This is a genomic window from Comamonas avium, from assembly GCF_014836675.1.
Taxonomy (GTDB): Bacteria; Pseudomonadota; Gammaproteobacteria; order Burkholderiales; family Burkholderiaceae_C; genus Comamonas; species Comamonas avium.
On record NZ_JACSQK010000006.1, the window covers coordinates 76,607 to 101,419 of the forward strand.

At 59.4% G+C, this 24,813-nt stretch carries 21 protein-coding genes; 9 read left to right on the forward strand and 12 right to left on the reverse strand.

Annotated features, from left to right (window positions below; genetic code table 11):
* Positions 1-19: 19 nt before the first annotated feature.
* From H9646_RS12720 to H9646_RS12745, 6 genes are all read right to left on the reverse strand, one after another.
* The gene (locus tag H9646_RS12720; protein WP_287915323.1) at positions 20-1,675 is read right to left on the reverse strand and encodes a methyl-accepting chemotaxis protein; all 1,656 of its coding nucleotides are present in this window, start codon (positions 1,673-1,675) and stop codon (positions 20-22) included.
* A gap of 387 nt (positions 1,676-2,062) precedes the next feature.
* Positions 2,063-2,230 (reverse strand): hypothetical protein, encoded by a 168-nt coding sequence (locus tag H9646_RS12725; RefSeq protein WP_191723755.1) that lies wholly within the window; start codon positions 2,228-2,230, stop codon positions 2,063-2,065.
* A gap of 15 nt (positions 2,231-2,245) precedes the next feature.
* A complete protein-coding gene (locus H9646_RS12730; RefSeq protein WP_191723756.1) occupies positions 2,246-3,343 on the reverse strand; it encodes a YeeE/YedE thiosulfate transporter family protein in 1,098 nt (365 codons plus the stop codon).
* Positions 3,344-3,482: 139 nt separating this feature from the next.
* On the reverse strand, positions 3,483-4,430 hold the full coding sequence (locus H9646_RS12735) for a sulfurtransferase (protein WP_191723757.1): 948 nt from the start codon (positions 4,428-4,430) through the stop codon (positions 3,483-3,485).
* A 197-nt stretch (positions 4,431-4,627) separates the two neighbouring features.
* Complete coding sequence (locus tag H9646_RS12740) at positions 4,628-5,479, reverse strand: PoNe immunity protein domain-containing protein (RefSeq protein ID WP_191723758.1); 852 nt, start codon at positions 5,477-5,479, stop codon at positions 4,628-4,630.
* Positions 5,480-5,531: 52 nt separating this feature from the next.
* Positions 5,532-6,461: a LysR family transcriptional regulator gene (locus tag H9646_RS12745; RefSeq protein ID WP_191723759.1), complete on the reverse strand. Its 930-nt coding sequence runs from the start codon at positions 6,459-6,461 to the stop codon at positions 5,532-5,534.
* A 209-nt stretch (positions 6,462-6,670) separates the two neighbouring features.
* Between H9646_RS12745 and H9646_RS12750 the strand changes: the two genes are divergently transcribed.
* Genes H9646_RS12750 through H9646_RS12760 form a run of 3 tightly spaced genes read left to right on the forward strand, consistent with a single transcriptional unit; the run spans position 6,671 to position 9,926 of the window.
* Positions 6,671-7,894: a CaiB/BaiF CoA transferase family protein gene (locus H9646_RS12750; protein WP_191723760.1), complete on the forward strand. Its 1,224-nt coding sequence runs from the start codon at positions 6,671-6,673 to the stop codon at positions 7,892-7,894.
* Positions 7,891-8,892, forward strand: a complete 1,002-nt coding sequence (locus H9646_RS12755) for a hydroxymethylglutaryl-CoA lyase (protein WP_191723761.1) — start codon at positions 7,891-7,893, stop codon at positions 8,890-8,892. The genes H9646_RS12750 and H9646_RS12755 overlap by 4 nt, the downstream gene beginning before the upstream one ends.
* Positions 8,893-8,945: 53 nt before the next feature.
* Positions 8,946-9,926 carry a Bug family tripartite tricarboxylate transporter substrate binding protein gene (locus H9646_RS12760; RefSeq protein WP_191723762.1) on the forward strand — a complete coding sequence of 327 codons (981 nt, stop codon included), beginning with the start codon at positions 8,946-8,948 and terminating at the stop codon, positions 9,924-9,926.
* Positions 9,927-10,108: 182 nt separating this feature from the next.
* Here the strand turns inward: H9646_RS12760 and H9646_RS12765 are convergent, their stop codons facing one another.
* The 3 genes from H9646_RS12765 to hemH all read right to left on the reverse strand — a co-directional run bounded on the left by H9646_RS12765 (position 10,109) and on the right by hemH (position 13,371).
* Positions 10,109-11,347: an MFS transporter gene (locus H9646_RS12765; protein ID WP_191723763.1), complete on the reverse strand. Its 1,239-nt coding sequence runs from the start codon at positions 11,345-11,347 to the stop codon at positions 10,109-10,111.
* Positions 11,348-11,681: 334 nt separating this feature from the next.
* Positions 11,682-12,197, reverse strand: coding sequence for a nucleoside deaminase (locus H9646_RS12770; RefSeq protein ID WP_191723764.1), 516 nt, complete (start codon positions 12,195-12,197; stop codon positions 11,682-11,684).
* Positions 12,198-12,309: 112 nt separating this feature from the next.
* The gene (hemH, locus tag H9646_RS12775) at positions 12,310-13,371 is read right to left on the reverse strand and encodes a ferrochelatase (RefSeq protein ID WP_191723765.1); all 1,062 of its coding nucleotides are present in this window, start codon (positions 13,369-13,371) and stop codon (positions 12,310-12,312) included.
* Between the two features lie 58 nt (positions 13,372-13,429).
* On the opposite strand from hemH, the gene H9646_RS12780 reads away from it, so the two are divergent.
* Genes H9646_RS12780 through H9646_RS12790 form a run of 3 tightly spaced genes read left to right on the forward strand, consistent with a single transcriptional unit; the run spans position 13,430 to position 15,270 of the window.
* Positions 13,430-14,149 carry an HAD-IA family hydrolase gene (locus H9646_RS12780; RefSeq protein ID WP_318244919.1) on the forward strand — a complete coding sequence of 240 codons (720 nt, stop codon included), beginning with the start codon at positions 13,430-13,432 and terminating at the stop codon, positions 14,147-14,149.
* 36 nt (positions 14,150-14,185) lie between these two features.
* Positions 14,186-15,016 carry a DUF2189 domain-containing protein gene (locus tag H9646_RS12785; RefSeq protein ID WP_191723766.1) on the forward strand — a complete coding sequence of 277 codons (831 nt, stop codon included), beginning with the start codon at positions 14,186-14,188 and terminating at the stop codon, positions 15,014-15,016.
* Positions 15,017-15,054: 38 nt separating this feature from the next.
* Complete coding sequence (locus H9646_RS12790; protein WP_191723767.1) at positions 15,055-15,270, forward strand: DUF2788 domain-containing protein; 216 nt, start codon at positions 15,055-15,057, stop codon at positions 15,268-15,270.
* 106 nt (positions 15,271-15,376) lie between these two features.
* Here the strand turns inward: H9646_RS12790 and hpnE are convergent, their stop codons facing one another.
* Both hpnE and hpnD read right to left on the reverse strand, forming a co-directional pair.
* Positions 15,377-16,741 carry a hydroxysqualene dehydroxylase HpnE gene (gene hpnE / locus H9646_RS12795; protein WP_318244920.1) on the reverse strand — a complete coding sequence of 455 codons (1,365 nt, stop codon included), beginning with the start codon at positions 16,739-16,741 and terminating at the stop codon, positions 15,377-15,379.
* A complete protein-coding gene (gene hpnD, locus H9646_RS12800; RefSeq protein ID WP_191723769.1) occupies positions 16,711-17,550 on the reverse strand; it encodes a presqualene diphosphate synthase HpnD in 840 nt (279 codons plus the stop codon). Before hpnD ends, hpnE begins: the two co-directional genes overlap by 31 nt.
* 157 nt (positions 17,551-17,707) lie before the next feature.
* Here hpnD and H9646_RS18645 point away from each other — a divergent pair, with 157 nt between their 5' ends.
* Positions 17,708-19,417, forward strand: a complete 1,710-nt coding sequence (locus tag H9646_RS18645) for a methyl-accepting chemotaxis protein (RefSeq protein ID WP_287915350.1) — start codon at positions 17,708-17,710, stop codon at positions 19,415-19,417.
* Between the two features lie 64 nt (positions 19,418-19,481).
* Here H9646_RS18645 and hpnC read toward each other — a convergent pair whose 3' ends face one another.
* Positions 19,482-20,345 (reverse strand): squalene synthase HpnC, encoded by an 864-nt coding sequence (hpnC, locus tag H9646_RS12810; RefSeq protein ID WP_318244921.1) that lies wholly within the window; start codon positions 20,343-20,345, stop codon positions 19,482-19,484.
* A gap of 74 nt (positions 20,346-20,419) precedes the next feature.
* Between hpnC and H9646_RS12815 the strand changes: the two genes are divergently transcribed.
* Entirely contained in the window at positions 20,420-21,532 is a 1,113-nt protein-coding gene (locus H9646_RS12815; RefSeq protein ID WP_191723770.1) for an efflux RND transporter periplasmic adaptor subunit, read from the forward strand.
* A gap of 14 nt (positions 21,533-21,546) precedes the next feature.
* Positions 21,547-24,729: an efflux RND transporter permease subunit gene (locus H9646_RS12820; protein WP_191723771.1), complete on the forward strand. Its 3,183-nt coding sequence runs from the start codon at positions 21,547-21,549 to the stop codon at positions 24,727-24,729.
* The last annotated feature ends 84 nt before the right edge of the window (positions 24,730-24,813 follow it).

Here is a 24,813-nt window from a genome sequence, read left to right on the forward strand (position 1 = left end):
TTGTGGAGGACGGAGAAATTTAATTGAGCATCATGGGCTCTTCAGCCGCAGCCTGTGGCTGTTTCAAGGTCCGTGGTGCAGCAGACGCTGGTGCCAGCTTGGGCGCAATGCTCGCAAAGCGAGCAGAAGTGCCTGTGCCAGTTTTGAAGGTGGCAACCAGCTGGTTCAGTTCCGCGGCCTGGTGGTTCAGGCTGCTGGCTGCGGCGGCACTTTCTTCAACCAGTGCAGCGTTTTGCTGGGTGACCTGGTCCAGCTGCGCAATCGCGTCGCTGACCTGGCCTGCGCCCTGGCTTTGCTCCTGACTGGCGTTGCTGATTTCCTGAATCAGGGTCGAGACGCTTTGCACCTGGCGTACCACTTCGCTGATGGTCTGGCCGGTGGCATCGACCAGGCGTGTGCCTTCGCTCACCTGGTTCACGCTTTGCTGAATCAGTTGCTTGATTTCCTTGGCCGCATCCGCACTGCGGCCAGCCAGCGCACGCACTTCGCCCGCCACCACGGCAAAGCCGCGGCCTTGTTCGCCGGCGCGTGCGGCTTCCACTGCGGCATTGAGCGCCAGGATGTTGGTCTGGAAAGCGATGCCGTCAATGACGCCAATGATGTCGGAAATCTTGCGCGAGCTGGTGGAGATGGTCTCCATGGTCTGCGTTACCTGCGCCATGGCCTGGCCGCCTTGTGCGGCCGTTTGCGCTGCATCGCGTGCCAGGGCAGTGGCTTGCTGGGCGTTTTCTGTGTTGTGACGCACGGTGGAGGCCAGTTGCTCCATGCTGGCTGCAGTTTGCTGCAGGTTGCTGGCTTGCTCTTCGGTACGCTGCGACAAATCGTTGTTGCCGGTAGAAATTTCGGTAGCGCCTGTGGCAATCGATTCGCTGCTGTCACGGATGCGGTTCACGATGCCGATCAGGTTGCCGTTCATGCTCTTTAAGGCTTGCATGAGGCGGCCCAGCTCATCGTTGGATTTCACCTCGATTGTGGAGCTCAAATCGCCCTGGGCCACCGTCTCAGCCACGTGCACGGCGCTGTCCAGACTGCGGGTAATGATGCGGATGAGCAGGCTGGCACCGAACAGTGCCAGCACCAGCAGGACGGCCACGGCAATGGCCGCCAGCATCATGGCGCGGGACAAGGCAGATTGCGCTTCTTCGTAAGCGGCAAGTGCCAGTTCCTCTTGCATGGTGGACAGCAGTTGCAAGTTAGCTGCCAAAGGGCTGACGCTAGGGAACAGGCGGTATTCAATGAACGAGCCCAGCGAGTCGTGGTCCTGCTGCTCAAACAAGCGCAGCAAATCATCAATGCGCGGTGTGATGGCGTCAATCAAGGTGCCCACGCGCTGTGCAAGTACCTTCTCGTCTTCGGTATTGGTCTCCACGTTGGCCTGGTAGGCCTGCCAGGCTTCCTGGGCATTTTTCTTGATTTCTGCCAGTTGCTCCTTGCCCGATTCAGCCAGGATTTGCTGGTTGTAGACCTTGTTGGTGATTTCCACCAGCTTGATGCCGTAGCCGTCTGAGATCAGCTTGATCTGCTGTGTGGGCACGACACGGTTGGTGTAAATATCTGCCAGCCGCTCGTTGCTGGCATTGAGCTGGTGCACCAAGGCCGCAGTGATGGCAACAGTCAGTGTCAGCAGTCCTGCGACCAACAGCCATAGCTTGGCCCGGATGCTGATATTTCTCATAACTTGCATGTCTAAAACCCATGTCCTTCAGAAGCTGCGCACATTGCAGTGCACTGGTGAATGACTGGCAAGAACATGATCCTTGCCAATTCTATGCATGAAATTGTGGCAGATTGTTAATGGGCTGGGGTTCTTGTTACAAGTTGGTGACGGCTATTTAGTGGGGGCTTGCACATATATGTAAACAAATGCCCGGCTATGGCACGCTCTAAGCGACAGAAGGCCTATGTTTTCTGCATGGATATGCTAGCTATCTTGGTTGGCGATGGACGTGGGCCTGTGCGCTGGTGCACTGCAGCTGACCTGTTCGTGTGTGCACCCTGGCGGGTATTACAGGCATAAAAAAGGCCGCAAGCATGCGGCCTTGACGTCACAGTGAGTGCCTGCTCAATCAGGCATGGAGCAGTGGCCGCCTTGTACGGCCACGCCAGATCCGGCGGCAATCAGTGGCGCTTCATAGCGTAGATCGACGGGCTTGGAGTGGGTGAAATCCCAGACCACAAAGGCGATCAGGACCGCCCAGAATGCACTGCGAAGCACGGTTGCTTGTGTCATGGTGTGCCCCCTTTCTTAAAAGCCAAAGTGGCGGCGAATGCGCAGACCAAAGATGGTGCCCACAAAGGCCAGCGGCACCCAGATCCAGCCGTGGATAGAGCCGGTTGAAATGCCAGAGAACATGGCGCCCACGTTGCAGCCAAATGCCAGGCGTGAGCTGTAGCCCAGCACCAGGCCTGCGATCAGGGCGACAGCCCACTGCTTGCCACTCAAAGGCTTGGCGCTGGCAGGTGTGGAGGCACTCACCCACAGTGCACCGGCCAAGATACCGATGTTGGTGATGCTGGTTACATCCAGCAGCACGGTTTCGGTCAGGCGTGCAGCGTTGCCCGGCTGCGTCCAGAACCAGTTGGTGGACAGGTCCACCGCGCCTGTTGCCGTGGCTACCTTGGCAGCCCACAGACCAAAACCGTAGACCACGCCCCAGGGCTGGCCAGCAATCACCAGGTTGGCAGTGGCCAGCAAGGCCAGGAGCACGGCACCGATGACCCACTTGCGCACAAACAATGGCTTGATCTGACGGCCTGCTTGGAGGTTGGCGCGCTTGCAGTAAAAGCTCACGCCTGCTGCCACCAGCGCCAGTCCGGCCAGCGTGGCGGCCAGGGCTACGTCCCAGCCCCATTCAGTCACCAGGCCCACCGGTGCGGTGCGGCCCAGGTCCAGCCACCAGCCCAGGTGCACACTGCCTAAAAAGCTGCCAATGGCAAACACGGGCAAGATGGCCGCGTTCATCGGAATGCCCAGTCCCGCCTTGTACAGCGTGCCGCTGCCGCAGCCATCTGCAATCTGCATGCACAGGCCAAACACGAAGGCTCCCACAATCAGGCTCACGCTGGGGGGGCCGAGTGCGGCGGTCAATTCCGGAAAGTGGCCCAGCAGTGGCATGGCCAGGCAGGCGGCCAGTGCCAGCAGCAGCAGCTGGCCGAACACGCCCGACGGGTCCTTGTCTTCCACCAGCATGCGCCAGCCGGTGGTAAAGCCAAAGCGCTTGCCAGCCAGCACCACACCCAGGCCAATACCCACGGCAAACAACGCGGCCTGGCGCACGGAGACAGACCACAGCAGCCAGCCAAAGAAAACGGCCATGATGATGGCCAAAGGTAATCGCTTCATTCGAAGACAGCCTCTCTTATCAATAGGTATTAAAAATATGAGCTGCTAGCGCTTACAGGTTATGCATTTCAAAGTGTTTTGTATTTGAAATGCACGGCTTGTATGCGTTAGTAGCTCACTTTTAATTTTTTGAATTGTTTTAGTTGAACTTGCGTTCCCACCACTGCTTGGTGGAGCGCAGTAATTGCTCACCCCGTCCGGGTGCGTTTTGCAGTTGCGGTGTATCGGGCTGCTGCGTCCAGTCGACCATCGAGCCTGCGTACAGCTTCACGTTGGGAATGCCCGCCACTTCGCTCATGCCAAACCAGTCGGTGGCCGCCCAGTGGCCGGTGTTGCAAAACGCCACGGCGCTCTGGCCTTCTGGCACCTGAATGTGGGCGGCAATGGCCTTGGCTTTGTCGACATCGACAAACAGCGAGGTCTTGGGCACAAACCACTGGTTGAAATCAAGCTGGACTGCACCGGGCAGCGTGCCGGCCATTTTGGCGGCGGGCGCCTGGGTCTTGCCTTGGTAGAACGCGTCGGGGCGCGAGTCCACCAGCACCGCGTTGCTCAGCTTGAGGTTTTGCTGGATGTCTTGGCGCGTGGACAGCCATGTGGCGTCAAAGGTGGGCGCGTAGGTGCTGGGGGCGACCTGAATGGCCACTTTGGAGAAGGGCAGCTTGGCGTCTTCCCAGGCCTTGAGGCCGCCGTTGACGATGGACAGCTCGGTCAGCCCCAGTGACTTCAGCGTCCAGTACACGCGGGCCATGGCACCAAAGTCGGTGGCATCTTTGCCGTGCGAGACCACGACCGCGTGGGTCTTTGGGGTCAGCCCCAGCGACTGCACCAGAGCCACCAGCTTGTCGTGGTCAGGCAGCTCGCCGGGGTTGGTGGCGGGGCCACGCCATTGGCCGTAGGGTGCATTGACCGAGCCGGGAATGTGATTGCTGGCAAATTCCTTGGGCGTACGGATATCGATCACGCGCACTTCGGGGTTTTGCAGCAAGGGTGAAAGCTCGGCGGGTGTCAGCAGGGCAGGCGCAGCCAAAGCCCATCCGCTGGTTCCCAGCGTCAGTGCCAGAGCAAGGAATTGTCTGTTTTTCATAAGGAGCACCCGTACAAGGACTGTGCAGTAACCACGGCTGTGGCAAAGCCTCTATTGTCCTGCGTCAAGAATGTGCCCACAACGAATAATTATTTGCTTGCATATAGCCTGCTGCTATTTGCATCTACCCGATCCAGAGGGGACGTGCAGCGTGCAGCAGCCGCCAGTCACCGGCCTTCAGCCCTCAGCGCAGGTGGTCAGTCGCGCACACCCATTGCGTAGTCCACCAGATCGGCCGGGTAGTGGGGCAGCTCACGCAGTGCGCTGTCGTCCAGCCCATACAGGGCCACCAGCGCACCCGCTTCCAGCGCCCACCAGCCCCAGGCCTGAGCACCTTTGAGGCGGGGGTGATTTTTCTGAGCCTGGGCAGTGAGTGCAAAAAACCGGCTGTAGTGCTGATCCACATAGGGCAGCAAGGGCTCGGGCGTGATGTCGCCATACTGGTCAAAAAACTCGCTCAAGCCTTCAAAGGGCTGGGGGTGCAGGCACTCGTCCGACGCTTCCAGCAAGCCTGTGGCGGCTGCGCTCAGGTAGTCCAGCAGGCGGTCGGTGCGCCCGTGCAGCAGGTGCTCAACGATGGCGGGGATTTCCCCTTCCTCATCCAGCAGCACCGCCATGGCCAGCAGCTGCAGCGCGAACTGGTACTCCGCAGTCTCCGGACGAATGGCCTGGGGTGTGTGCGCACTGCCTGCATGGCGCGCCTGCTCAAGCACCGCCGCATATTCACGCCACACAGACACCACACTCAGATACAGGGGGCGCAGCAGATGGGCTGGCACACCGCGATCCAGTGCCAGGCGCAGCAGTGTGGAGGCCGTTTGCGCAGCGTTTTCCCACTGCAGGCAGGCATCTTGCTGGTCATCGGCATCGATGTCGGTCATGGGCATGCCGTACAGGCTTTCCTGCACAAAGCTGGTGAGCATGGCGATGTTGTCGTCCCACTCTTCTTGCCAGCTGGGCAGATGCAGCGTGCGCCTTGGCTCCAGCGCGGACAGATGCAGGTGCTGGCATTGCGCAATCAGTTGGGGAAGGTCTGCGTAAGCGTGCATGGTGGTGGCCTCAGGGTGGCTGTGGCGCCAAGCATAGCGGAGGGCGGTGCCGTTACGACTGCGTGGCGGTGGCCGCAGGGCTGTCAGTGGGGCCGGCGGGTGCCTGAGTCAGGTGATCAACCAGCGTGCGCGCAGCCGGGGGCAGCGCGCTGTATGCGCGCATGCACAGCACCAATTGGCGGTGTGCCCAGGGCTCTGCCAGCGTCATGGCTTGAATGGGCAGGCTGCCCTGATAGAGCGCTGCGCTTTGGCGCGGCAAGATGCCCACGCCCAGACCGGAGGCCACCATCAGGCACAGCGCGTCGTAGCTGGTGACCTGAATGCGCAGCTTCAGCGGCATCTCCAGCAGTGCTGCGCTGCGGTTGAGCAGGCCGTTGATGGCGCTGCCCGCATGCGCGCCCACAAAGTCATAGGCCAGCGCTTGCTGCATGGTGACGTGCGTGCTGTGGGTGAGCGGGTGACCGCTGGGGGCAATCAAAATCAGCTCATCCTGGCGGTAGGGCACGTAGGCCAGATCGCCGCCGTAGTTGCCCGCGTTCAGGATGCCAAAGTCTGCGGTGTTCTGCGCTACGGCCAGGGCAATTTCGCTGCTGACTTTTTCCAGAAGGTTGACCTGCACCTCCGGGTGCTGGCTCATAAAGCTTTGCAGCTGCGCAGGCAGAAACTGGGTGATGGCCGAGATGTTGGCCACCATGCGCACATGCCCGCGCATGCCGCTGCCGTACTCGCGCATGTGGCGTGTGATGCCATCCATCTCCCCCAGCACGTTGCGCGCCAGATCCAGCAAGGTATAGGCCGCAGGCGTGGGTGCAATGCCGCGGTTGCTGCGCTCAAACAGGCGCACTTGCAGCTGGGCTTCCAGCTCGGCTAAACGGCGGCTGGCAGCAGAGGTGGCAATGTGCTCGCGCACGGCAGCACGGGCAATGGCCTGCTCTTCCATGACAGCAACAAACAGGCGCAAGGAGATGGGGTCGAGTCGCATGCCTGCATTTTGCTTTGCTTAAACAGCATTGCGCTCTTGTTTATATAGCTCGAAATACAAGGGTATTCACTATGTTTTCTGTCTGCTATGCCGAAATGCGATGGCAGTTGCGCAAAACAGCGTTTTGAAGACTGAAAACTCTTTTGCATCATGCGTCTTCAGCCGGGGTTGCGCGCTGCGCCTCAGCTGGGCCCACAGGGAATGACAAGATGCAAGAAACAATGAACAAGTTGCCACAGCTGCAAGCCGGTGCGCTGGCCGGTGTGCGGGTGGTGGAGATGGGGCAGCTCATCGCTGGCCCTTTCGCAGGCAAGACGCTGGGTGAGTTTGGTGCCGAAGTTATCAAGATTGAAGCGCCGGGCGCGGGCGATCCGCTGCGCAACTGGCGCATGATCAAGGAAGGCACCTCGGTGTGGTGGCAGGTGCAGTCGCGCAACAAAAAGTCGGTGGCGCTGGACCTGCGCCAGTCGCAGGGGCAAGAGCTGGCGCGGCAGTTGCTCAAAGAAGCCGATGTACTGATTGAAAACTTTCGCCCCGGCACGCTGGAGGGCTGGGGCATGTCGCCCGAGGAGCTGCATGCGCTGAACCCCGGTCTGGTGATTTTGCGCATTTCTGGCTACGGCCAGACCGGCCCCTACCGCGACCTGCCCGGTTTTGGCGTAGTGGGGGAGGCCATGGGCGGCCTGCGCCACCTGACGGGGGAGCCGGGCCGCGTGCCGGTGCGCGTAGGTGTCTCTATCGGCGACACCCTGGCCGCCTTGCACGGCACGATTGGCGTGCTCACCGCGCTGTACCACCGCAAGGTCAATGGCGGCAAAGGACAGGTGATTGACGTGGCGCTGCACGAGGCGGTGTTCAACGTCATGGAAAGTCTGATCCCCGAGTACAGCGCCTTTGGCGCGGTGCGTGAAGCGGCGGGCAGTGCCTTGCCCGGCATTGCGCCTTCCAACGCTTACCCCTGCGCCGATGGCTGGGTGCTGGTGGCGGGCAATGGCGACAGCATCTTCAAGCGGCTGATGCAGACCATTGGCCGTGACGATCTGGGCAATGCCCCCGATCTGGCCAACAACGCAGGCCGTGTGGCGCGGGTGCAGGAAATTGATGCCGCCGTCGGCGCATGGACGCAGCCGCGCAGCATCAACGATGTGCTGGCTCAGCTGGGCACCGCACGTGTGCCCGCCGGGCGCGTTTACACCGCCAAAGACATTTGCGAAGACCCGCACTACCGCGCCCGCGACATGATTTTGGCGCAGGAGACACGCGATGGCTACAGCGTGGAAGTGCCGGGCATTGTTCCCAAGCTGTCGGCAACGCCGGGCACTATTCGCTCCAGCGCCCCCAGACTGGGTGATGACACCGACGCTGTGCTGGCAGACATGGGTTTAAGCAGCGCGCAAATTGCCCAGTTGCGCACACAGGGAGTCATCCAATGAATGCACAGCATGTATGGAACGGCGGCGGGCGGCGCATTTACATCCAGGAAGTGGGCCCGCGCGATGGCCTGCAGATGGAAAAAGTGTTTGTGTCCACGGCAGACAAGATCGCCATGGTCAACGCGCTGTCTGCAGCGGGCATGGCCAAGGTGGAGGTGACGGCCTTTGTCTCGCCCACTGCCATTCCAGCGCTGGCCGATGCGCAAGAAGTGCTGCGCGGCATTGAGCGCCCCAGCGGCACGGTGATGACATGCCTGGTGCCCAACGTCAAGGGTGCAGAGCGCGCCATGGCGGCAGGTGCTGATGAGCTCAATCTGGTGATGTCCGTCAGCGAAACCCACAACCTGTGCAACCTGCGCATGCTGCGCACCCAGTCGTTTGCAGCGCTGCAAGAAGTGATTGCTGTGGCGCAGCGCGGTGGTGTGGCCATCAACGTGTCGCTGTCGTGCAGCTTTGGCTGCCCCATGGAAGGGGATGTGCCTGCCGATGAAGTGCTGGCCTGGGTGCAGAGTTTTGTCGATGCGGGTGTGCAAGGCATCACGCTGTGCGACACCACAGGCATGGCCCACCCCACGCAGGTGCACGCGCTGGTTACCGCCTTTAAGGCGCGCTGGCCCGGCACCACGCTGACGCTGCACTTTCACGACACACGCGCCATGGCGCTGCCCAATGCGCTGGCGGCCATTGCCGCAGGCGCAGACCGGTTTGATGCCTCGGTCGGGGGGCTGGGCGGCTGCCCCTATGCACCGGGTGCCAGCGGCAATGCCTGCACCGAAGAGCTGGTGCATGCCCTGCAGTTGATGGGCTACGACACCGGCGTGGATTTGACGGCCTTGACCCGTGTGGCGGCCAGTTTGCCCGCGCTGATTGGGCACGACATACCCAGTGCGATTGTGAAAGCCGGGCCTGTGCAGCAGTTGCACCCCAGGCCAGCATCGTTTGAGCAAGTGCGCACCCGTGCGCAAGAGCGGATGCAGGCACAACAGCAACAGGGCTGATGCTTTGCACCACAGGGCCAGCAAGGCCTGATAACAAAACCAAGGAGACAACCATGAACATGAACCGCAAACAATTTGGCCAGCTGGCTTTGGCCGCAGGCCTGGCGCTGGGCTTTGCAGGCACTGCAGCAGCGCAGGCCGGCTACCCCGGCAAGCCCATCAACATGGTGGTGCCCGCTGCCGCTGGTGGCACCACCGATCTGGCCGCCCGCATGACTGCGCAGGCACTGGGCCCCGTGCTGGGCCAGACCATCGTGGTGGAAAACAAGGGCGGTGGCAACGGCAACATTGCAGCCGCACAGGTCAAGCGCGCCGAGGCCGATGGCTACAACCTGCTGATGCAGTACTCGGGCTTTCATGTGATCTCGCCCCATCTGGGCAAGTCCAGCTGGGAGCTGGCCGACTTTGTGCCCGTGGCCAATGTGCTGTCGGCTCCACAAATCGTGGTGGTGCGCGGCGACCTGCCCGCCAACACCATGCAGGAGCTGGTGGCGTATGCCAAAGCCAACCCCATGAAGCTCAACTACGCCTCCTCGGGCAACGGATCGCTGCAGCACGTCACCGGCGTTCAGCTGGAGCAGGCGGCAGGCATTCAAATGGTGCACGTGCCTTACAAGGGCACAGGCCCGGCCTTGCAGGACTTGCTGGGCGGCCAGGTGGACCTGACCTTTGGTACAGCGCCCCCCTTCATGGCCCACATTCAGGCAGGCAAGCTCAAGGTGCTGGCGGTAACGGGCAAAGAGCGTCTGCCCAGCCTGCCCAAGGTGCCCACCACTGCTGAGACCGGTTTTGCGGGCGTGAATGCCACCTCGTGGTTTGCGCTGTTTGCACCTGCCAAAACACCGAAAGACATTGTGCGCAAGCTGGAGACCGATGTGCGCAACATGCTCAGCGATGCCTCTTTCCAGAAGAAGGCACTGGACCAGGGTGCAACGGCTGACTTCATGGACAGCAAGGCACTGGGCGACATGGTCAAGCGTGATTACGCCATGTGGGCCAAGGTGGTCAAAGAGGCCAACATCAAGGCCGATTGAGCCTGAGATGAAATAGTGACCCGGTGCAAAATTGGGTGCACCGGCTTATCTAAAAAAATAGCTGCCAGCGCATATATAGCTTGGTTCTTGGATATGAAAGTATCTGAAAACAAGGCTCAGCAAGCGATGGCAGCTCTTTTTTTGTGGTAACCAGCGCAGGGCGCTGGCTCCAGCCGTGCAGTTTATTGCAGCTCTTTGCCCTTGAGTTCCGGAATCAGGAACGCCGTGGCAATCATGTCCAGCACATAGATGGCCGCCAGCATGGCAATGGCCATCTGAAAGCCGTAGCTCATGGCCACTGCGCCCACCACAACGGGGCCAAAACCACCCACGCCGCGGCCAATGTTAAACAGCACGTTCTGCGCCGTGGCGCGTGCCTCGGTGGGGTAGGCCTCGCTCATCACCGCGCCGTAGCCGCCCATCATGCCGTTGACAAACATGCCCAGTACCGCGCCAGCCCACAGCATGGCGGTGGGGTCCGACAGTTGCGAGTACGTCAGCACCATGATGACTGCGCCCAGCTGGAAGATCAGGAAGCTGGGCTTGCGGCCAATGCGGTCGGCCAGTTGGCCAAAAATCCAGATGCCGGCCATCATGCCCACGATGGTCACAGCGGTCCACATCGAAGACTTGGTCAGGCTGAAACCCAGTTGCTTGGACAGAAAGCTGGGCATCCAGATCATGATGCCGTAGTAGCCAAAGTTCTGTACCGAGGTCAGCACAATGATGCCCAGGCTGATCTTGGTGGTGGCCTTGTCTTTGATGAGCAGTTTGAAGGCTTCAAAACGCTGGCTTTTGGTGGCTGCTGGCTTGCGCACAAACACCTCAGGTTCGTGGATGCGGTTGCGAATCACCCAGGCAACAATGGCCGGAATCACCCCCACCAAAAACATGCCACGCCAGCCAATCACAGGCAGCAGCAGCGGGGTCAGCAAGGCTGCCGCCAGCACACCCACTTGCCAGCCCAGCGCCACATACGAGGACACGCGCGCACGGTGGCGCGCTGGCCAGGCTTCTGCAGCCAGCGCCATGCCAATGCCAAATTCACCGCCCAGACCAATACCGGCGATGGTGCGGTAGATCAGCAAATCCCAGTAACCAGTGGCAAAAGCGCACAGCCCTGTGAACACGGCAAACAGCATGATGGTCCAGGTCAGCACGCGAATGCGGCCGTAGCGGTCTGACAGTGCGCCAAACACAATGCCGCCAAACACGGCGCCAATCAGCGTCCAGGTGACCAGCGAGCCAGCCTGACCGGGCGTGAGGTTCAGGTCTGCCGAGATGGCGCTGAGCATGAAGCCCAAAATCAGCAGGTCAAAGCCGTCCATGGCGTAGCCGACGGCAGAGCCGGCCAGGGCTTTCCAGCTGTAACTGTTGATGGCCGTTAGCTGGCCCGTGGGTGCGCAAGAGGGGGAGGTCATGGCTGTGGTTTTCCTTGTTGTTTTTTGAAGCTTCACCAAGTGGTGTTTCTACAAAAAGCAAAACCCCCAAGGTGCAAAGACCTCGGGGCCAAAGAGCCAGCCAAGTTGTGCAGCAGCGCCGGGTACAGGGCGTGCCAAAAACCTGCGCAGAAAACGCAGGCCGCAGATTCGGAGTGTGATTCTAGGCAGGGCCGCTGCTGCCTGGCTGGCGCTGGCGTAACAGCCGTGCAGCTCGGCGGTATATGGCAGCAACACCTGCGCAAAGTGTGCATTCATGCCATTCGCGTGCGCGAACCCTGCAGGCGTTGATAGGTGCAGTCCGGTGCAGCGCCCTCTAGCGCGATGCCCAGAACCGCTGCTGCAATTGGGCGATTTCAGCGGCCATCTCTGGCACGGGGCCAATCAGCTGCACCGGCTTTTGGCAGTGGTCAAACACGTAGCGCGAGGGCACGCTCATGGTGGGGTTCTCTCCGTGGCTGCCCGTGCAGTGCAGCAGCTCGTGCTCGGTCATGCCAAACACCACGCGGCCAATATTGGCCCAGTAGGCCGTGCCTGCGCACATGCAGCAAGGCTCAACATTGGTGTAGAGCGTGCAGCCCCACAAATACTCGGGCGTGAAGTTGGTGGCAGCCATGCGCGCCAGGGTCGATTCGGCGTGGTTCACCGTGTCGATGTTGCATTGCTCCATCAACACGGTTTCCTGGTCCGGGCCCACCAAAATGGCACCAAACGGGTGGTGCCCCAAAGCGATGGCGCGTTCAGCCACTTGCTGGGTGTGGCGCAGATGGCGGCAGATCTGTTCGTGGGTGGGCGTCAGCCCTTGAGGCGGCAAATTGAGGGGGGTAGTCATCGGTCGAACTTTGGAAAGTGAAGGGTCAAGCTTGCCCTGTGCACCGATGTGCAAGCAATTAGTGTGCGCACCTGCTGGGTAACCCGCAGGTGCGCGCCCAAACTAAGCCTGATTAAGTCTGATTGCGCGGCTGTGGCTGAACAGGCCAGCCTTGCATGTGCTGCTGTGCAATGTCGCGCAGCGCAGTGATCCAGGCGCTGTGGTCGTTCAGGCACGCAATGAACCGGTAGTCCTTGCCGCCTGCGTGCACAAAGGCTTCGCGCGCCTCCATGTTGATCTCTTCCAGGGTCTCGATGCAATCGCTGGTAAAGCCGGGGCACATGATGTCCACACTCTCCAGCCCCTGCTTGGCCATCTCCACCAAGGTGGGCTCGGTGTACGGCTCCAGCCACTTGGCCTTGCCAAAGCGTGACTGGAAGGTGAGCACATATTGCGCATCGCTCAGATTCAGTCGCTGTGCCAGCAGGCGGCCCGTGGTCAGGCATTCGTCGCGGTAGGGGTCGCCCAATTGGTAGGTGCGCTCAGGCACGCCGTGAAAGCTGAGCACCAGCTTTTGTGCCCTGCCGTTTTCACGCCAGTGTTGCTCTACGGTCTGGGCCAGCGCGTCGATGTAGCCGGGGTGGTCGTGGTAGCGCTGCACAAAGCGCAGCTCAGGAATATGGCGCTGTGTTTTGGCCCAGTCATACACGGCATCGCACACGCTGGCAGTGGTGGTGCCTGAGTACTGGGGGTACAGCGGCAAAACCAGAATACGGGTGGCGCCTTGCGCTTTGAGGGCATCCAGTTGCGATGCCATCGAAGGGTTGCCGTAGCGCATGGCAGGGGCCACCAGTACGTTGGCACCGGCCTGCCCCAGCCAGTCGCACAGCAAGCTGGCCTGACGCTCGGTGAAGTACAGCAGGGGGGAGCCTGTAGCGCCGCCTTGGTTCCACACGGTGGCGTATTTGGCTGCCGACGCTTTGGGGCGGGTGCGCAAAATAATGCCGTGCAAGATGGGCCACCAGGCCAGTTTGGGGATTTCCACCACGCGGTCATCTGCCAGAAACTGCGCCAGATAGCGGCGCACGGCGGCAGGCGTGGCCTCATCGGGCGTACCCAGATTGCACAGCAAAATGGCGGTGCGTTCAGGTTGGCCTGCGGGGAGTTGGGGTTCGGGGGCAAAGCGTGACAGCATGGGCACCATTGTGACAAAAGCTTGGGCCTTTGAAGACCGGCATGGATGCAGTGCTTGTGTGCTCCAGTATTCTTGGGCCATGTTTGACCCATCAAAAATTCGCGCCATTACGCTTGATCTGGACGATACGCTGTGGCCCATCTGGCCCACCATTCGCCGCGCTGAAGAAGTCTTGTTGCTATGGTTAAAAGAGCACGCTGCTCAGACTGCACAATTGTTCAGCACGCCAGAAGCATTACGAGCCATCCGCAATCGAGTCGAGCAAGAGCGCCCGGACCTGCGCCACGATCTGAGCGGTTTGCGCCAGGCATCCATCCGCCAGGCTTTGTGCCAGGCAGGCGATGATGAAAATTTGGCTATGCCGGCCTTTGAAATTTTCTTTGCAGCGCGCCAGCGCGTTGAGCTGTTTGGTGATGCCGTGCCCGCCCTGGAGCGTCTGGCGGCGCGCTGGCCCGTGGTGGCTGTGACCAACGGCAACTCTGACATTGAGCAAATCGGGCTGGGGCAGTTCTTTCAGGACAGCTTTAACGTTACGCGCACGGGCTTTGCCAAGCCCGATGTGCGCATCTTTCACTGCGCGGCCCAATCACTGGAGCTGCCGCTGTCCGCCATCTTGCATGTAGGAGACGATGCCAAGTTGGATGCAGTCGCTGCACGGGATGCGGGTATGCACGCTGTTTGGCTCAATCGCAGCGGCTTAGATTGGCCCATAGAGGAACAGCACCCCCCCACAACGGTCAGCAGCTTGTTGGATTTATGTGACTTGCTGGCGGCCTGAGTGACCATTGCCCCATGGGGAAAGAGGAGTCCGCGCATGCCCAATACCTTGTCTCGTGCACCCAGCCTGGATCTGCCTGTAGCGCTGCGCATCGGATGGATGCAGCCATTGACCTGGCTGGCGCTGGGCTGGAGGGATATTTGCCGCACCCCGCTGCTTAGCTTGTCACACGGCGTTTTCCTGGCGCTGCTAGGGGCGGCCATCTTGCTGGTGGGGCACAATCGCTTTTGGTTGATGGCGGGCGCGCTGTCTGGTTTTCTGGTGGTGGGCCCGGTGGTGGCGACCAGTTTGTATGCAATCAGCCGCGCATTGGAGCGTAAAGAGCCAGTGAGCTGGCGCCTGGTGCGACGCACGTGGATGCACTGGCAGCAAGGGCAAAGCAAGCTGGGCAATGACTACTGGTGTCTGGTGCAGTTCGGGCTGCTGCTGGCCATTTCGGCCACGGGCTGGGTGCTGGTCTCTGCGTCACTGATTACCTTGATGGCGCCGGTGCGTATTGCTACGCCGATGGACTTCATGCAGTACGTGGTGCTGGCACCCGATGGCACGCTGTTTCACCTGTGGCTGGCACTGGGCAGCTTTCTGGCAGCGCCCATCTTTGCATCCAGCGTTATTTCTATGCCTTTATTGATGGATCGCAAAGTGACTTTGTCGCAGGCCGTGCTCACTAGCTGGTCTGTGATTTTGCAAAACCCCATTGCCATGGCTTTGTGGGCGGCGCTGATTGTGATGTTTACGTTGTTGGGCTTGGCGTCGCTGTTGCTGGGTCTGGTGCTGGTGATCCCCATGCTGGGCCATGCCAGCTGGCATGCCTACCGTGATTTGGTGGATGCATCAGACTTTGCGCTGCGCGAGGCAGTCGGTTAGCGCACACCAAGCGCTTTGCGGTTTCGAGGATACGTGTTGTGATTTTTGGTTTTACAGAAGAACAAATCTCTGAATTTTTTCTGACCTATGGCATTGGGGCCTTCATTGTCTTCATGCTGTTCATCATCGGGCATTTGGCGTGGGAATCCAAAGCGGGCAAGTTCGGCACTTTTGTGCTGTTCCTGGGCTTGTCCGTCGGCTTTATTGGTTTTATCGCCAAGGCCGTTATCCAGTGGTATCTGGAGCACAAGTAAATATTAAAAAGAGAGCTGCCAGCGCTTAGCCTTAAAGCATTTCAGATAGATAAGTATCTGAAATGACTAGTGGATAAGCGCTAGCAGCTCTTTTTTTAAATTTTATTCAGGTGAGCGCAATATCTTGTGCCACCTGCATGCCACTGCGCACCGCTCCTTCCAGCGTCGCCGGGTAGGGGCCATCCACATAGTCACCACATGCCCACAGGCCGGGCAGTATCTGGTGCGCAGGGCGCTGCACCAGCGGCGTGCAGGCAAAAGTTGCGCGTTTGTCGATCACCGTTTGAAGTGCCTGCAAATCAGGCAGCTGCAACTGGGTGCGGGCTTGCTCCAGCACCTGGGTTTGCAGCGTGTCCTTATCGCCATGGCTGGCGCTGACCACCAGCGCAATTAAACCTTCCGGCCCGTTCAGCTGGGCCTTGTCAAACGCAAACTGCGCGGGCGCCCCGGCATGGCTGCGTAGCGCCACCATGGGCGCGGGCAGCAGCTTGCCATTGCGCAAAGGCTGATGGCTGAAAGCGTAGACCGTGGCAATTGCTGTGTGCGGCAGGGCGTGGGCCACCGCCGCCCACGGCGCTGCTCTGGCTTGCCAAGCTGCTGACAGCTGTGCTTGCTCTACCAGCCGTGCAGCTTCTGCGCAGGAGGTGGCAAGCACCACCGAATCAAACGCTTGCCCGTTGACCCGCCATTGCGCGGTATCAGCGTCATGGGCCAGTGCCTGGGCTCTTGCCCCCAGGTGCACCTGCGTGCCACGCGTTTGCAGCCACTGGACGGCTGTGGCGGGAAAGAGGCTGCTCAGATCTGTGCGCGGAATCAGCAGGTTGGAGCCGCCCTGTCCGCTGAACAATCCGTCTTGCAGCACGCGCAAGAAGATGGGGCCGCTGGCCTGTGTGGCAGGCAGGTTGAGGGCTGAGATGCACAGGGGATCGACAAAATCCTGCATCAACCGCGCGGGCAAGCCGTGGCAGATATCTGCCACCGTGGCCCCGGGGGCGCAGTTAAAGCGGTTGCGCTGCCAGCGGTGGGCGGTGCGCACCAGCGCCAGTTTTTCGCTCCAGCTCCAGCCTCTGGCGCGGGCAATGCCAATGGCGGCATCCCATGGCGGGCTGCAATGGGGCAGGTGCAGCCCCTGGCCATCCATGTAGCGCAAATCCAGTGGCAGCCGCAGCATTGCTGCCGATGCATCCACGCCCACGGTCTGCAGCATCTGCAGGCACCCCTGGTAGGCGCCAATCAGAATGTGCTGGCCGTTATCGACGGTCCACGCTTGGCCAGCAGGGCCGTTCAGAGTCAGTGCGCGCGCGCGGCCACCCCAGATGCGGCTGGCTTCAAAGATGTGAACGTGCTGGCCCTGCTGCTGCAGTTGTACCGCTGCAGCCATGCCTGCCCAGCCACCGCCAATGATGGCTATGCACCGAGGTGTTGCTGTGCCGGTCACTGCTACATGCGGCCCAGCGCTTGCATCTTCCACGCCAGCCACAGCTTGCGCAGCGGTGTCAGGCCAATGCGCTGGTGCAGTACCTGGAAGTTTTCAGCCTCAATCTCGCGCAGCAGCGTGCGGTAGATGCTGGCCATCATCAGACCGGGCTTTTGCGTGCGCCGGTCTTGTGCGGGCAGCAGAGCGAACGCTTCTTCGTACAGCTGGTGCGCACGCTGGGCCTGAAAGCGCATCAATGCCGTGAAGCGATCGGAGTACTCGCGCTTGGTGATTTCATGCGCCTTCACATCAAACTGCTGCAAATCGCTGATGGGCAGGTAAATGCGTCCGCGCAGGGCGTCTTCACCCACATCACGGATGATGTTGGTCAGCTGAAATGCTTGCCCCAGCTTGTGGGCGTAGGCGGTGGTGGCTTCATCGGTCTGGCCAAAAATGCGCGCAGCCACTTCTCCCACCACACCGGCGACCAGGTGGCAGTAGCGCTGCAGGCCGGGGTAGTCCAGATAGCGGGTTTGGTCCAGATCCATCTGGCAGCCTTCAATCACGGCTTGCAGGTGGCGTTGCTCAATTTGAAATGGCTGGGTGTGAGGCATCAACGCCAGCATGACCGGGTGCGTGGGCTTGCCTGCAAAGGCCTGTGCCACTTCTTGCTGCCACCACGCCAGCTTTTGCGCTGCTACGCCCGGGTCTTGCACGTCATCCACCACGTCATCCACCTCTCTGCAAAATGCATAGAACGCGGTAATGGCCGCTCTGCGGTTGGCGGGTAGAAATAGAAAAGCGTAATAAAAGCTGCTGCCCGATGCAGCTGCTTTTTCTTGGACGTAAGTTTCCGGATTCATATTGCGATGGATTGTCCCATGCCTTGGGTTCTGTCCCGCAAATGCGGTGGAAGCAGCGTGCTCTTGATGTGCATCAATCGTCGGCACTGTTTTGGTGTGCTGTTTTTGGGGGGCAGCCTCTAAGATCAAGAGGTTGCAATTAGATACATCGAACGAGATGCCCAGCTTCAATTCCCTGCGGTTAACTCAGCGCTACATGCTGGTTTTTGGTGGCTACTTTTTATCCATGGCGGTGGTCATTGGCATGAGTTGGCATGGGTTGATGAGCTCGCGTGACAGTCTGCGAGCCCTGCACGATGAATCACTCCAGCGCATTTTGCTGGCAGATTCGATCAACGAGAGCGTGTTGCAATCGCGCATGCAGATGCTTTTGTCGTTTCAGCATGCGCCCGATAGCTCGCTGGCCAGTTTGCACGACCACCCCGTTTCATTGCATCTGGATCTGGTCAAGCATGGCCTGCAGCAAGGCATGGAGTGGCAAAAAGAGCTGGACAAGATGATTTCTCCTGGCATGGAGAAAGACATGTTCGCCGAAGCCATTCGCGTGCAAACCGATTGGAACGCAAAGCTCAGCGAGCTGGTGCGCAGCATGGAGGCGGGTGACTTCAGCAGCGACCTGATGTCGCGCTTCCTGGCCATGGGTCGTGAAGAAGGCGACATGCTGGTGGCGCTGGTTGGCGCGTTCAAGGGCTTGCAGGTAACGCAAGCGGACGAGGCTTACCAAGCCGCTGATGCGCGCTACCACGTCAGTATTTTGGTGTTTGCCTTGTGCGTGCTGCTGGGTGGTCTGCCTGCGACGGTGCTGTCGATTTCCTTGCTGCGTCGAATGAGTCAGGGCTTTAAATCAGCGCACCACACAGCCCAGGCCATTGCAGCGGGAGATATTTCGCAGCGTGTCACCTCCAGCGGCAAAGATGAAATCACGGAGCTGCTGGTACAGATGGAAGACATGCGCAGCCATCTGCATGACATCATCTCCAAAGTACGCAGCGGTGCTGATGCCATTGCTGGTGCGTCAACCCAGGTGGCTGCGGGTACGGGTGATTTGTCGATGCGCACGGAGCAGCAGGCTGCATCGCTGCAGCAAACGGCAGCTGCCACCGAAGAGCTTTCCAGCACCGTGCAGCAAAACGCGGACAGCGCCATTCGCGCCAGCGAACTGGCGCGCGGTGCCACTGATGTGGCCGCCAAGGGCGGGCAAATGGTGTCAGAGGTGGTGTCCACCATGGAAGACATCAACACCTCGGCCAAGAAGATTGAGGCCATCATCGGTGTGATTGACAGCATTGCTTTCCAGACCAATATCTTGGCCTTGAATGCAGCGGTAGAAGCCGCGCGTGCCGGGGAGCAAGGCCGTGGCTTTGCCGTGGTGGCCAGCGAGGTGCGCTCTTTGGCTGGCCGCTCGGCTGAAGCGGCCAAGGAGATCAAGGTCCTGATCAACGACTCCGTCAACCGGGTGCGCACAGGTAGCGAGCAAGTGCACCGTACTGGCCGCACCATGCAGGACATCGTCCAGAGCATTGCCCGCGTGTCAGACATCGTTGGCGAGATTGCGGACGCCAGCCGCGAGCAATCCAAGGGCTTGGCGCAAATCAACGATGCCGTTGCCAATCTGGATGATGTCACCCAGCAAAACGCAGCGTTGGTGGAAGAGACCTCAGCAGCCTCCAGTTCACTGCAAGAACAAGCGCGGCAGATGGCCAGCATGTCGTCGCAGTTTGTGCTGGAGGCTGGTACTGCAACTAGCGCTTATGTGAGCAACTACAGCCCAGCGGCCAAGGCAGGTAGTACGGCTAAAGTGACGGCCACAGATTCATCGAAGGCGGCATTGCCCCACGCACAGACGCAGCAAGAGACTGTTTTTTAAGCAGCCTGCTGCAACAAGAAAACCGGCCTGTGCGCCGGTTTTTTTATGGCTGCAGTACTTTTGACTACATCCAGAGTGCGCGCCACAGCATGCGCGGCATATCTGTTTTGCGCAGCGTGCGACGTGCATGCAGGTTGTGACCACGCTGCGCTTGGACCTTGTCCAAAATGCACAGCCCGCCTTGCACTACCAGGCGCAGCTCCCAGCCGATACGACCAGGCAGACCGTGAACCAGGTTGAGACCGTTTTGCATGCTTTGCCTTGCCCATAAGACGTTGGACGCTATGAGCTTTTCAATGCCCGGGGTCACTTCTAGCAAAGCAAGTTCGTGGCGGCTCACTCCGTGCTGCGCGCAGTCTGCATCGGTGAGGTAGTGGCGCCCGCGTGGAATGTCTTCGCTCAGGTCTTGCCAAAAGTTGATGAGCTGCAGCGCTGTACAGATGGCGTCACTTTGCTGTAGCGCCTGCTCGTTGTGCACGCCGTACAAATGCAGCAGCAGCCGGCCAACCGGGTTGGCAGAGCGGCGGCAGTAATCGAGCAGCTCAGCGCGGTCGGCATAGGTGGCTGCATCGCGCGTTTTTTCAATGTCTTGAATGAAGGCGCTGAGCAGATCATCCAGCAGCGCCACGGGCAACTGGTGCTGTTGAATATTCAATTGCAAAGGGCCAAAGATGGCCATCCATCGTGGCTGGGGTGCTTGCCCTTGTGCAATGGCATGCAACTGTGCGCGGTATGACTGCAGCTCGGCCAGGCGCTGTGCAGCGGTCGCTGTGCCTTCGTCAGCGATGTCATCAGCCGCCCGGGCAAAAGCGTAGATGGCCGCGACAGGCTGACGCAGATGGGCCGGGCACAGCCATGACGCTACGGGAAAGTTCTCGTAGTGCGTCACCGGGCTTGCTTGGGTGCGGGTGGGGTCTGGAGCATTCACTGCAGCATTGTCGCTTGACAGCAGGCGTGGCCTTCCTTAGATTGCTAACCAATTAGTCAGTAACCACATTTCACATGCCTTCCTTCTTTGTTGTGCGGCCCATTCAGGGCCTTTTTGTTGGTGCAGTTGTTTTAGGGTTGCTGACGGCGTGTTCACGACAGGCCCCGGCACCCGAGCCCATTCGTGCTGTCAAACTCATCGAAGTTGGTGCGCATGCCTTGAATACAGAGGTGGAGTACGCAGGTGAGGTGCGTGCGCAAATCGAATCACGTCTTGGTTTTCAGGTGGCTGGCAAGCTCGTGCAGCGCTTTGTCAATGCGGGTGATGTGGTGCGCAAGGGGCAAGTGCTGGCGGAGCTGGATGGGCAAGATTACGCGTTGGCTGCCCAGGCTGCACAGGCCCAGGTTGCAGCAGCGAAAACCCAGCGTGACTTGGCCAAAGCGGATTGGGAGCGTTTTTCGGCGCTCAAGAACCAGGGCTTTATCAGCGGTGTAGAGCTGGATCGACGCCGCGCAAATTTGCAATCAGCGCAAGCGCAGCTCGAGCAGGCGCAGGCACAGGCCTCTGCACAGAGCAATCAAAGTGGCTATACGCGTTTGCTTGCCAGCGCAGCGGGGGTGATAACGAGCGTACAGGCTGAACCCGGGCAAGTGGTCGCGGCAGGGGCCCCGGTGGTGCAGCTGGCCCACGATGGAGCTAGAGATGTCGTGGTCGCGGTGCCGGAAACTGCCCGCAGTCATATAAAGCTGGGGCAGATCGTGCAGGTGCGCATTTGGTCACAAGACCGTTTGCTGGAGGGCACTGTGCGAGAGCTAGGTGCCAGTGCAGACCCTGTAACGCGCACGTATGCCGCCAAGGTAAAGGTGCAAGGCGCTGACCAGCCAGCGCTGGGAGCGACTGCCTATGTGCGCATGCATCTGGCAGAAAAAGCTTCGGACGATGCCATCAAATTGCCGTCAACAGCGGTGCTCGATCAAGGCGGCTCTTCCACAGTGTGGGAATTTGACGCCAGCACGTCGACGGTGCACGCACGCAAAGTAGAGGTGGCAGGCGTTGACGGCAATGAGATCTTGATCACTGCTGGCGTGCAGCCGGGCATGCAACTGGTAGCGGCGGGCACGCATGTGCTAACTGAAGGGCAGAAGGTCAGTGTTTATCAGCCCCGTTACCCCGAAACAGCGCGCTAAGCTTGGAGTCAGAGATGAGTTCTTCGAACCAGGCGCCTGAAAAAACAGGCTTTAATCTTTCGCGCTGGGCGCTGCAGCATATTCCCCTGACACGCTATTTGCTGGTGGCAATCTTATTGCTGGGAGGCACTGCTTACTTTCAGCTGGGTCAGGATGAAGACCCTCCCTTCACCTTCAGGGCCATGGTAGTTCGCACCTACTGGCCGGGTGCTTCTGCCCAGTTGGTAGCAGAGCAGGTGACGGACAAGATTGAGCGCACCCTGCAGGAGGTGCCCTACGCAGACAAGATCAGCAGCTACTCCAAGCCGGGAGAGTCTCAGGTCATCTTTCAGTTGCGAGACAACTCGCGACCACAGGATGTGACCGATCTTTGGTACACCGTACGCAAGAAAATTGGCGACATGCGCTACACCTTGCCGCAGGGTGTGCAGGGCCCATTTTTTAATGACGAGTTCGGTGATGTATTCGGCGTCATTTATGGTCTGTCTGGCGATGGTTACAGCTATGCAGAGCTGAAAACCTTTGCCGATGATGCGCGCCAGCAGCTTTTGCGAGTCAAAGATGTCGCCAAGGTGGAGATGTTTGGCGTCCAGAATGAGCGCATTTTTGTCGAGCTGTCGCAAAAGCGCCTGGCCCCTATGGGGCTGGATATCAACCAGGTTATTGCACAGCTGAATCAGCAAAATGCGATCGAAGGCTCAGGCGTGCTGCAAACGCCTCAGGAGCAGGTTCAGGTGCGTGTAGCTGGGCAGTTCAATGCAGTGGAGCAGGTGCGTTCCATGCCTGTGCGCGCTGCTACTGGTGTGCAACTGCGTCTTGGCGATATTGCGGATATTGAGCGAGGTTACGAAGACCCCCCTGGCGTGAAGGTGCGCCACAACGGGCAAGAAGTAATTGCTCTGGGTATTTCAATGAGCAAGGGTGGCGATATCGTAGGGCTGGGTAAAGCCCTGCATGCATCGGTGGAGCAGATTGCGTTGACGCTGCCTGCAGGGGTAAGCCTGGTCAATATTCAAGACCAGCCCAAGGCCGTCACGGATTCCGTCAATGAGTTCATCAAGGTGCTGATCGAGGCCGTGGTGGTGGTGCTGGCCGTGAGTTTTATCAGCCTGGGTTTGCACAAACGCACAACTGCAACGGTGTGGTGGAGGCGTTGGTACATTGATCCTCGGCCCGGATTGGTGGTGGCGGTGACCATCCCCCTGGTGCTCGCAGCCACCTTTCTGGCCATGTGGTACTGGGGCATTGGCTTGCATAAAATATCGCTGGGTTCACTCATCATTGCGCTGGGTTTGCTGGTGGACGATGCCATCATTGCTGTCGAGATGATGGTGCGCAAGCTGGAAGAGGGCTATGACAAGCTGCGCTCTGCCACCTTCGCTTATGACATCACGGCCATGCCGATGTTGACCGGCACCTTGATTACTGCCGCAGGTTTTCTGCCCATTGGCATGGCCAAGTCCATGACCGGCGAATACACCTTTGCAATTTTTGCGGTGACTGTGATCGCCCTGATCATTAGCTGGGTGGTCTCTGTGTACTTTGTTCCGTATCTCGGCAGTATTTTTCTGAAAGAACCCAAGGCCCGAGAAGCCCGGGAGGGTATTGAGCACGATCCCCATGAAGTATTCGATAGCCCTTTCTATCAACGTTTTCGCGCTGCTGTTTACTGGTGTGTGGAACATCGCTGGCTGACCATTGGAGCGACTGCCGTGGTATTTGCGCTGGGGGTGTTTGGTATGACGCGGGTGCAGCAGCAGTTCTTTCCAGATTCCAATCGACCTGAAATCTTGGTAGACGCGTGGTTTCCTGAAGGCACGTCCTTTGCCGGCAACCAGCAGGTTGTGCAGCGCATGGAAACTTATTTACAGGCACAAGGCGGTGTCAAGGATGTCACCGTCTGGGTCGGCTCCGGCGTGCCACGTTTTTACTTGCCTTTGGATCAAGTGTTTCCACAGAGCAATGTCTCGCAATTTATTGTGATGACACAGGGGCTTAAAGAGCGCGATCAATTGATGAAGGCATTGCCAGCGAGCTTGGCGCAAGCCTTTCCTGAGGTGCGTGCACGCGCAAAATTGCTGCCAAGTGGCCCTCCGGTGCCATATCCGGTGCAGTTTCGTGTAGTCGGGGCAGACGCTTCGCAGTTGCGCCAGCTGGCTGACCAAGTCAAAGATGTGATGCGCAAGCATCCTGATATGCGTGGCGTGAATGACAACTGGAATGAGTCAGTCAAAGTCATGCGTTTGCAAGTCGATCAAGAAAAAGCGCGGGCCCTGGGGGTGAGCAGTCAATCGATTGCGCAAGCCACTCAGACCATGCTGACGGGGGCCACGATTGGTCAGTTCCGCGAAGGGGACAAACTCATCAACATCGTATTGCGCCAGCCCTTGAATGAGCGTGATGCGATGGATGACTTGGCAGCAGCCTATTTGCCCACGTCATCTGGTAAATCCATCCCGCTGGCGCAAATTGCTCAGCCTGTTTTGGGCTGGGAGCCAGGCGTACTTTGGAGAGATGCACGCAGCTATGCCATTACTGTGCAGGGTGATGTGCGTGACGGTATGCAAGGAGCGACATTGACGCAGGCGCTCAAGCCAGACATGGACAAGCTGCAGGCGCAGTGGCGCGAGAAGGGTCTGGGCGACTATCGCATTGTGGTAGCTGGTGCTGTGGAAGAGAGTGCAAAAGGTGCTTCATCGATTGCAGCAGGCATTCCCGTCATGCTGTTTCTGGTGTTCACCTTGCTCATGCTGCAGCTTCATAGTTTTAGCCGGGCGTTGCTGGTGTTCATGACTGGGCCGCTGGGCATTGCAGGTGTTGCTGCAGCTTTGCTGTTGCTCAACCGGCCCTTTGGCTTTGTAGCACTGCTGGGTGTGATTGCGCTGATGGGGATGATTCAGCGCAATTCGGTTATTTTGATCGATCAGATCGAAACCGATCGGCAGCGTGGTGTTCCAACCTGGGATGCCATTGTGGAGGCTGCTGTGCGGCGCTTTCGGCCGATTGTGTTGACGGCAGCTGCCGCCGTGCTGGCCATGATCCCTTTGTCGCGCAGTGTTTTCTGGGGACCCATGGCTGTCGCCATCATGGGAGGGCTGGTCGTGGCTACGGTGCTGACATTGTTCGCTTTGCCTGCCATGTATGCCGCCTGCTTCCGTGTGAAGCGTCCTGGCGTTGAGTATTTGCCAGAAAAATGATGTGAGGGAGCGTGCGTCAGGTGTATTTTCGCGGTTAAAATCTTTTATTGACCTATAACTCAGGCTTGTGATCCACCAGCTCTG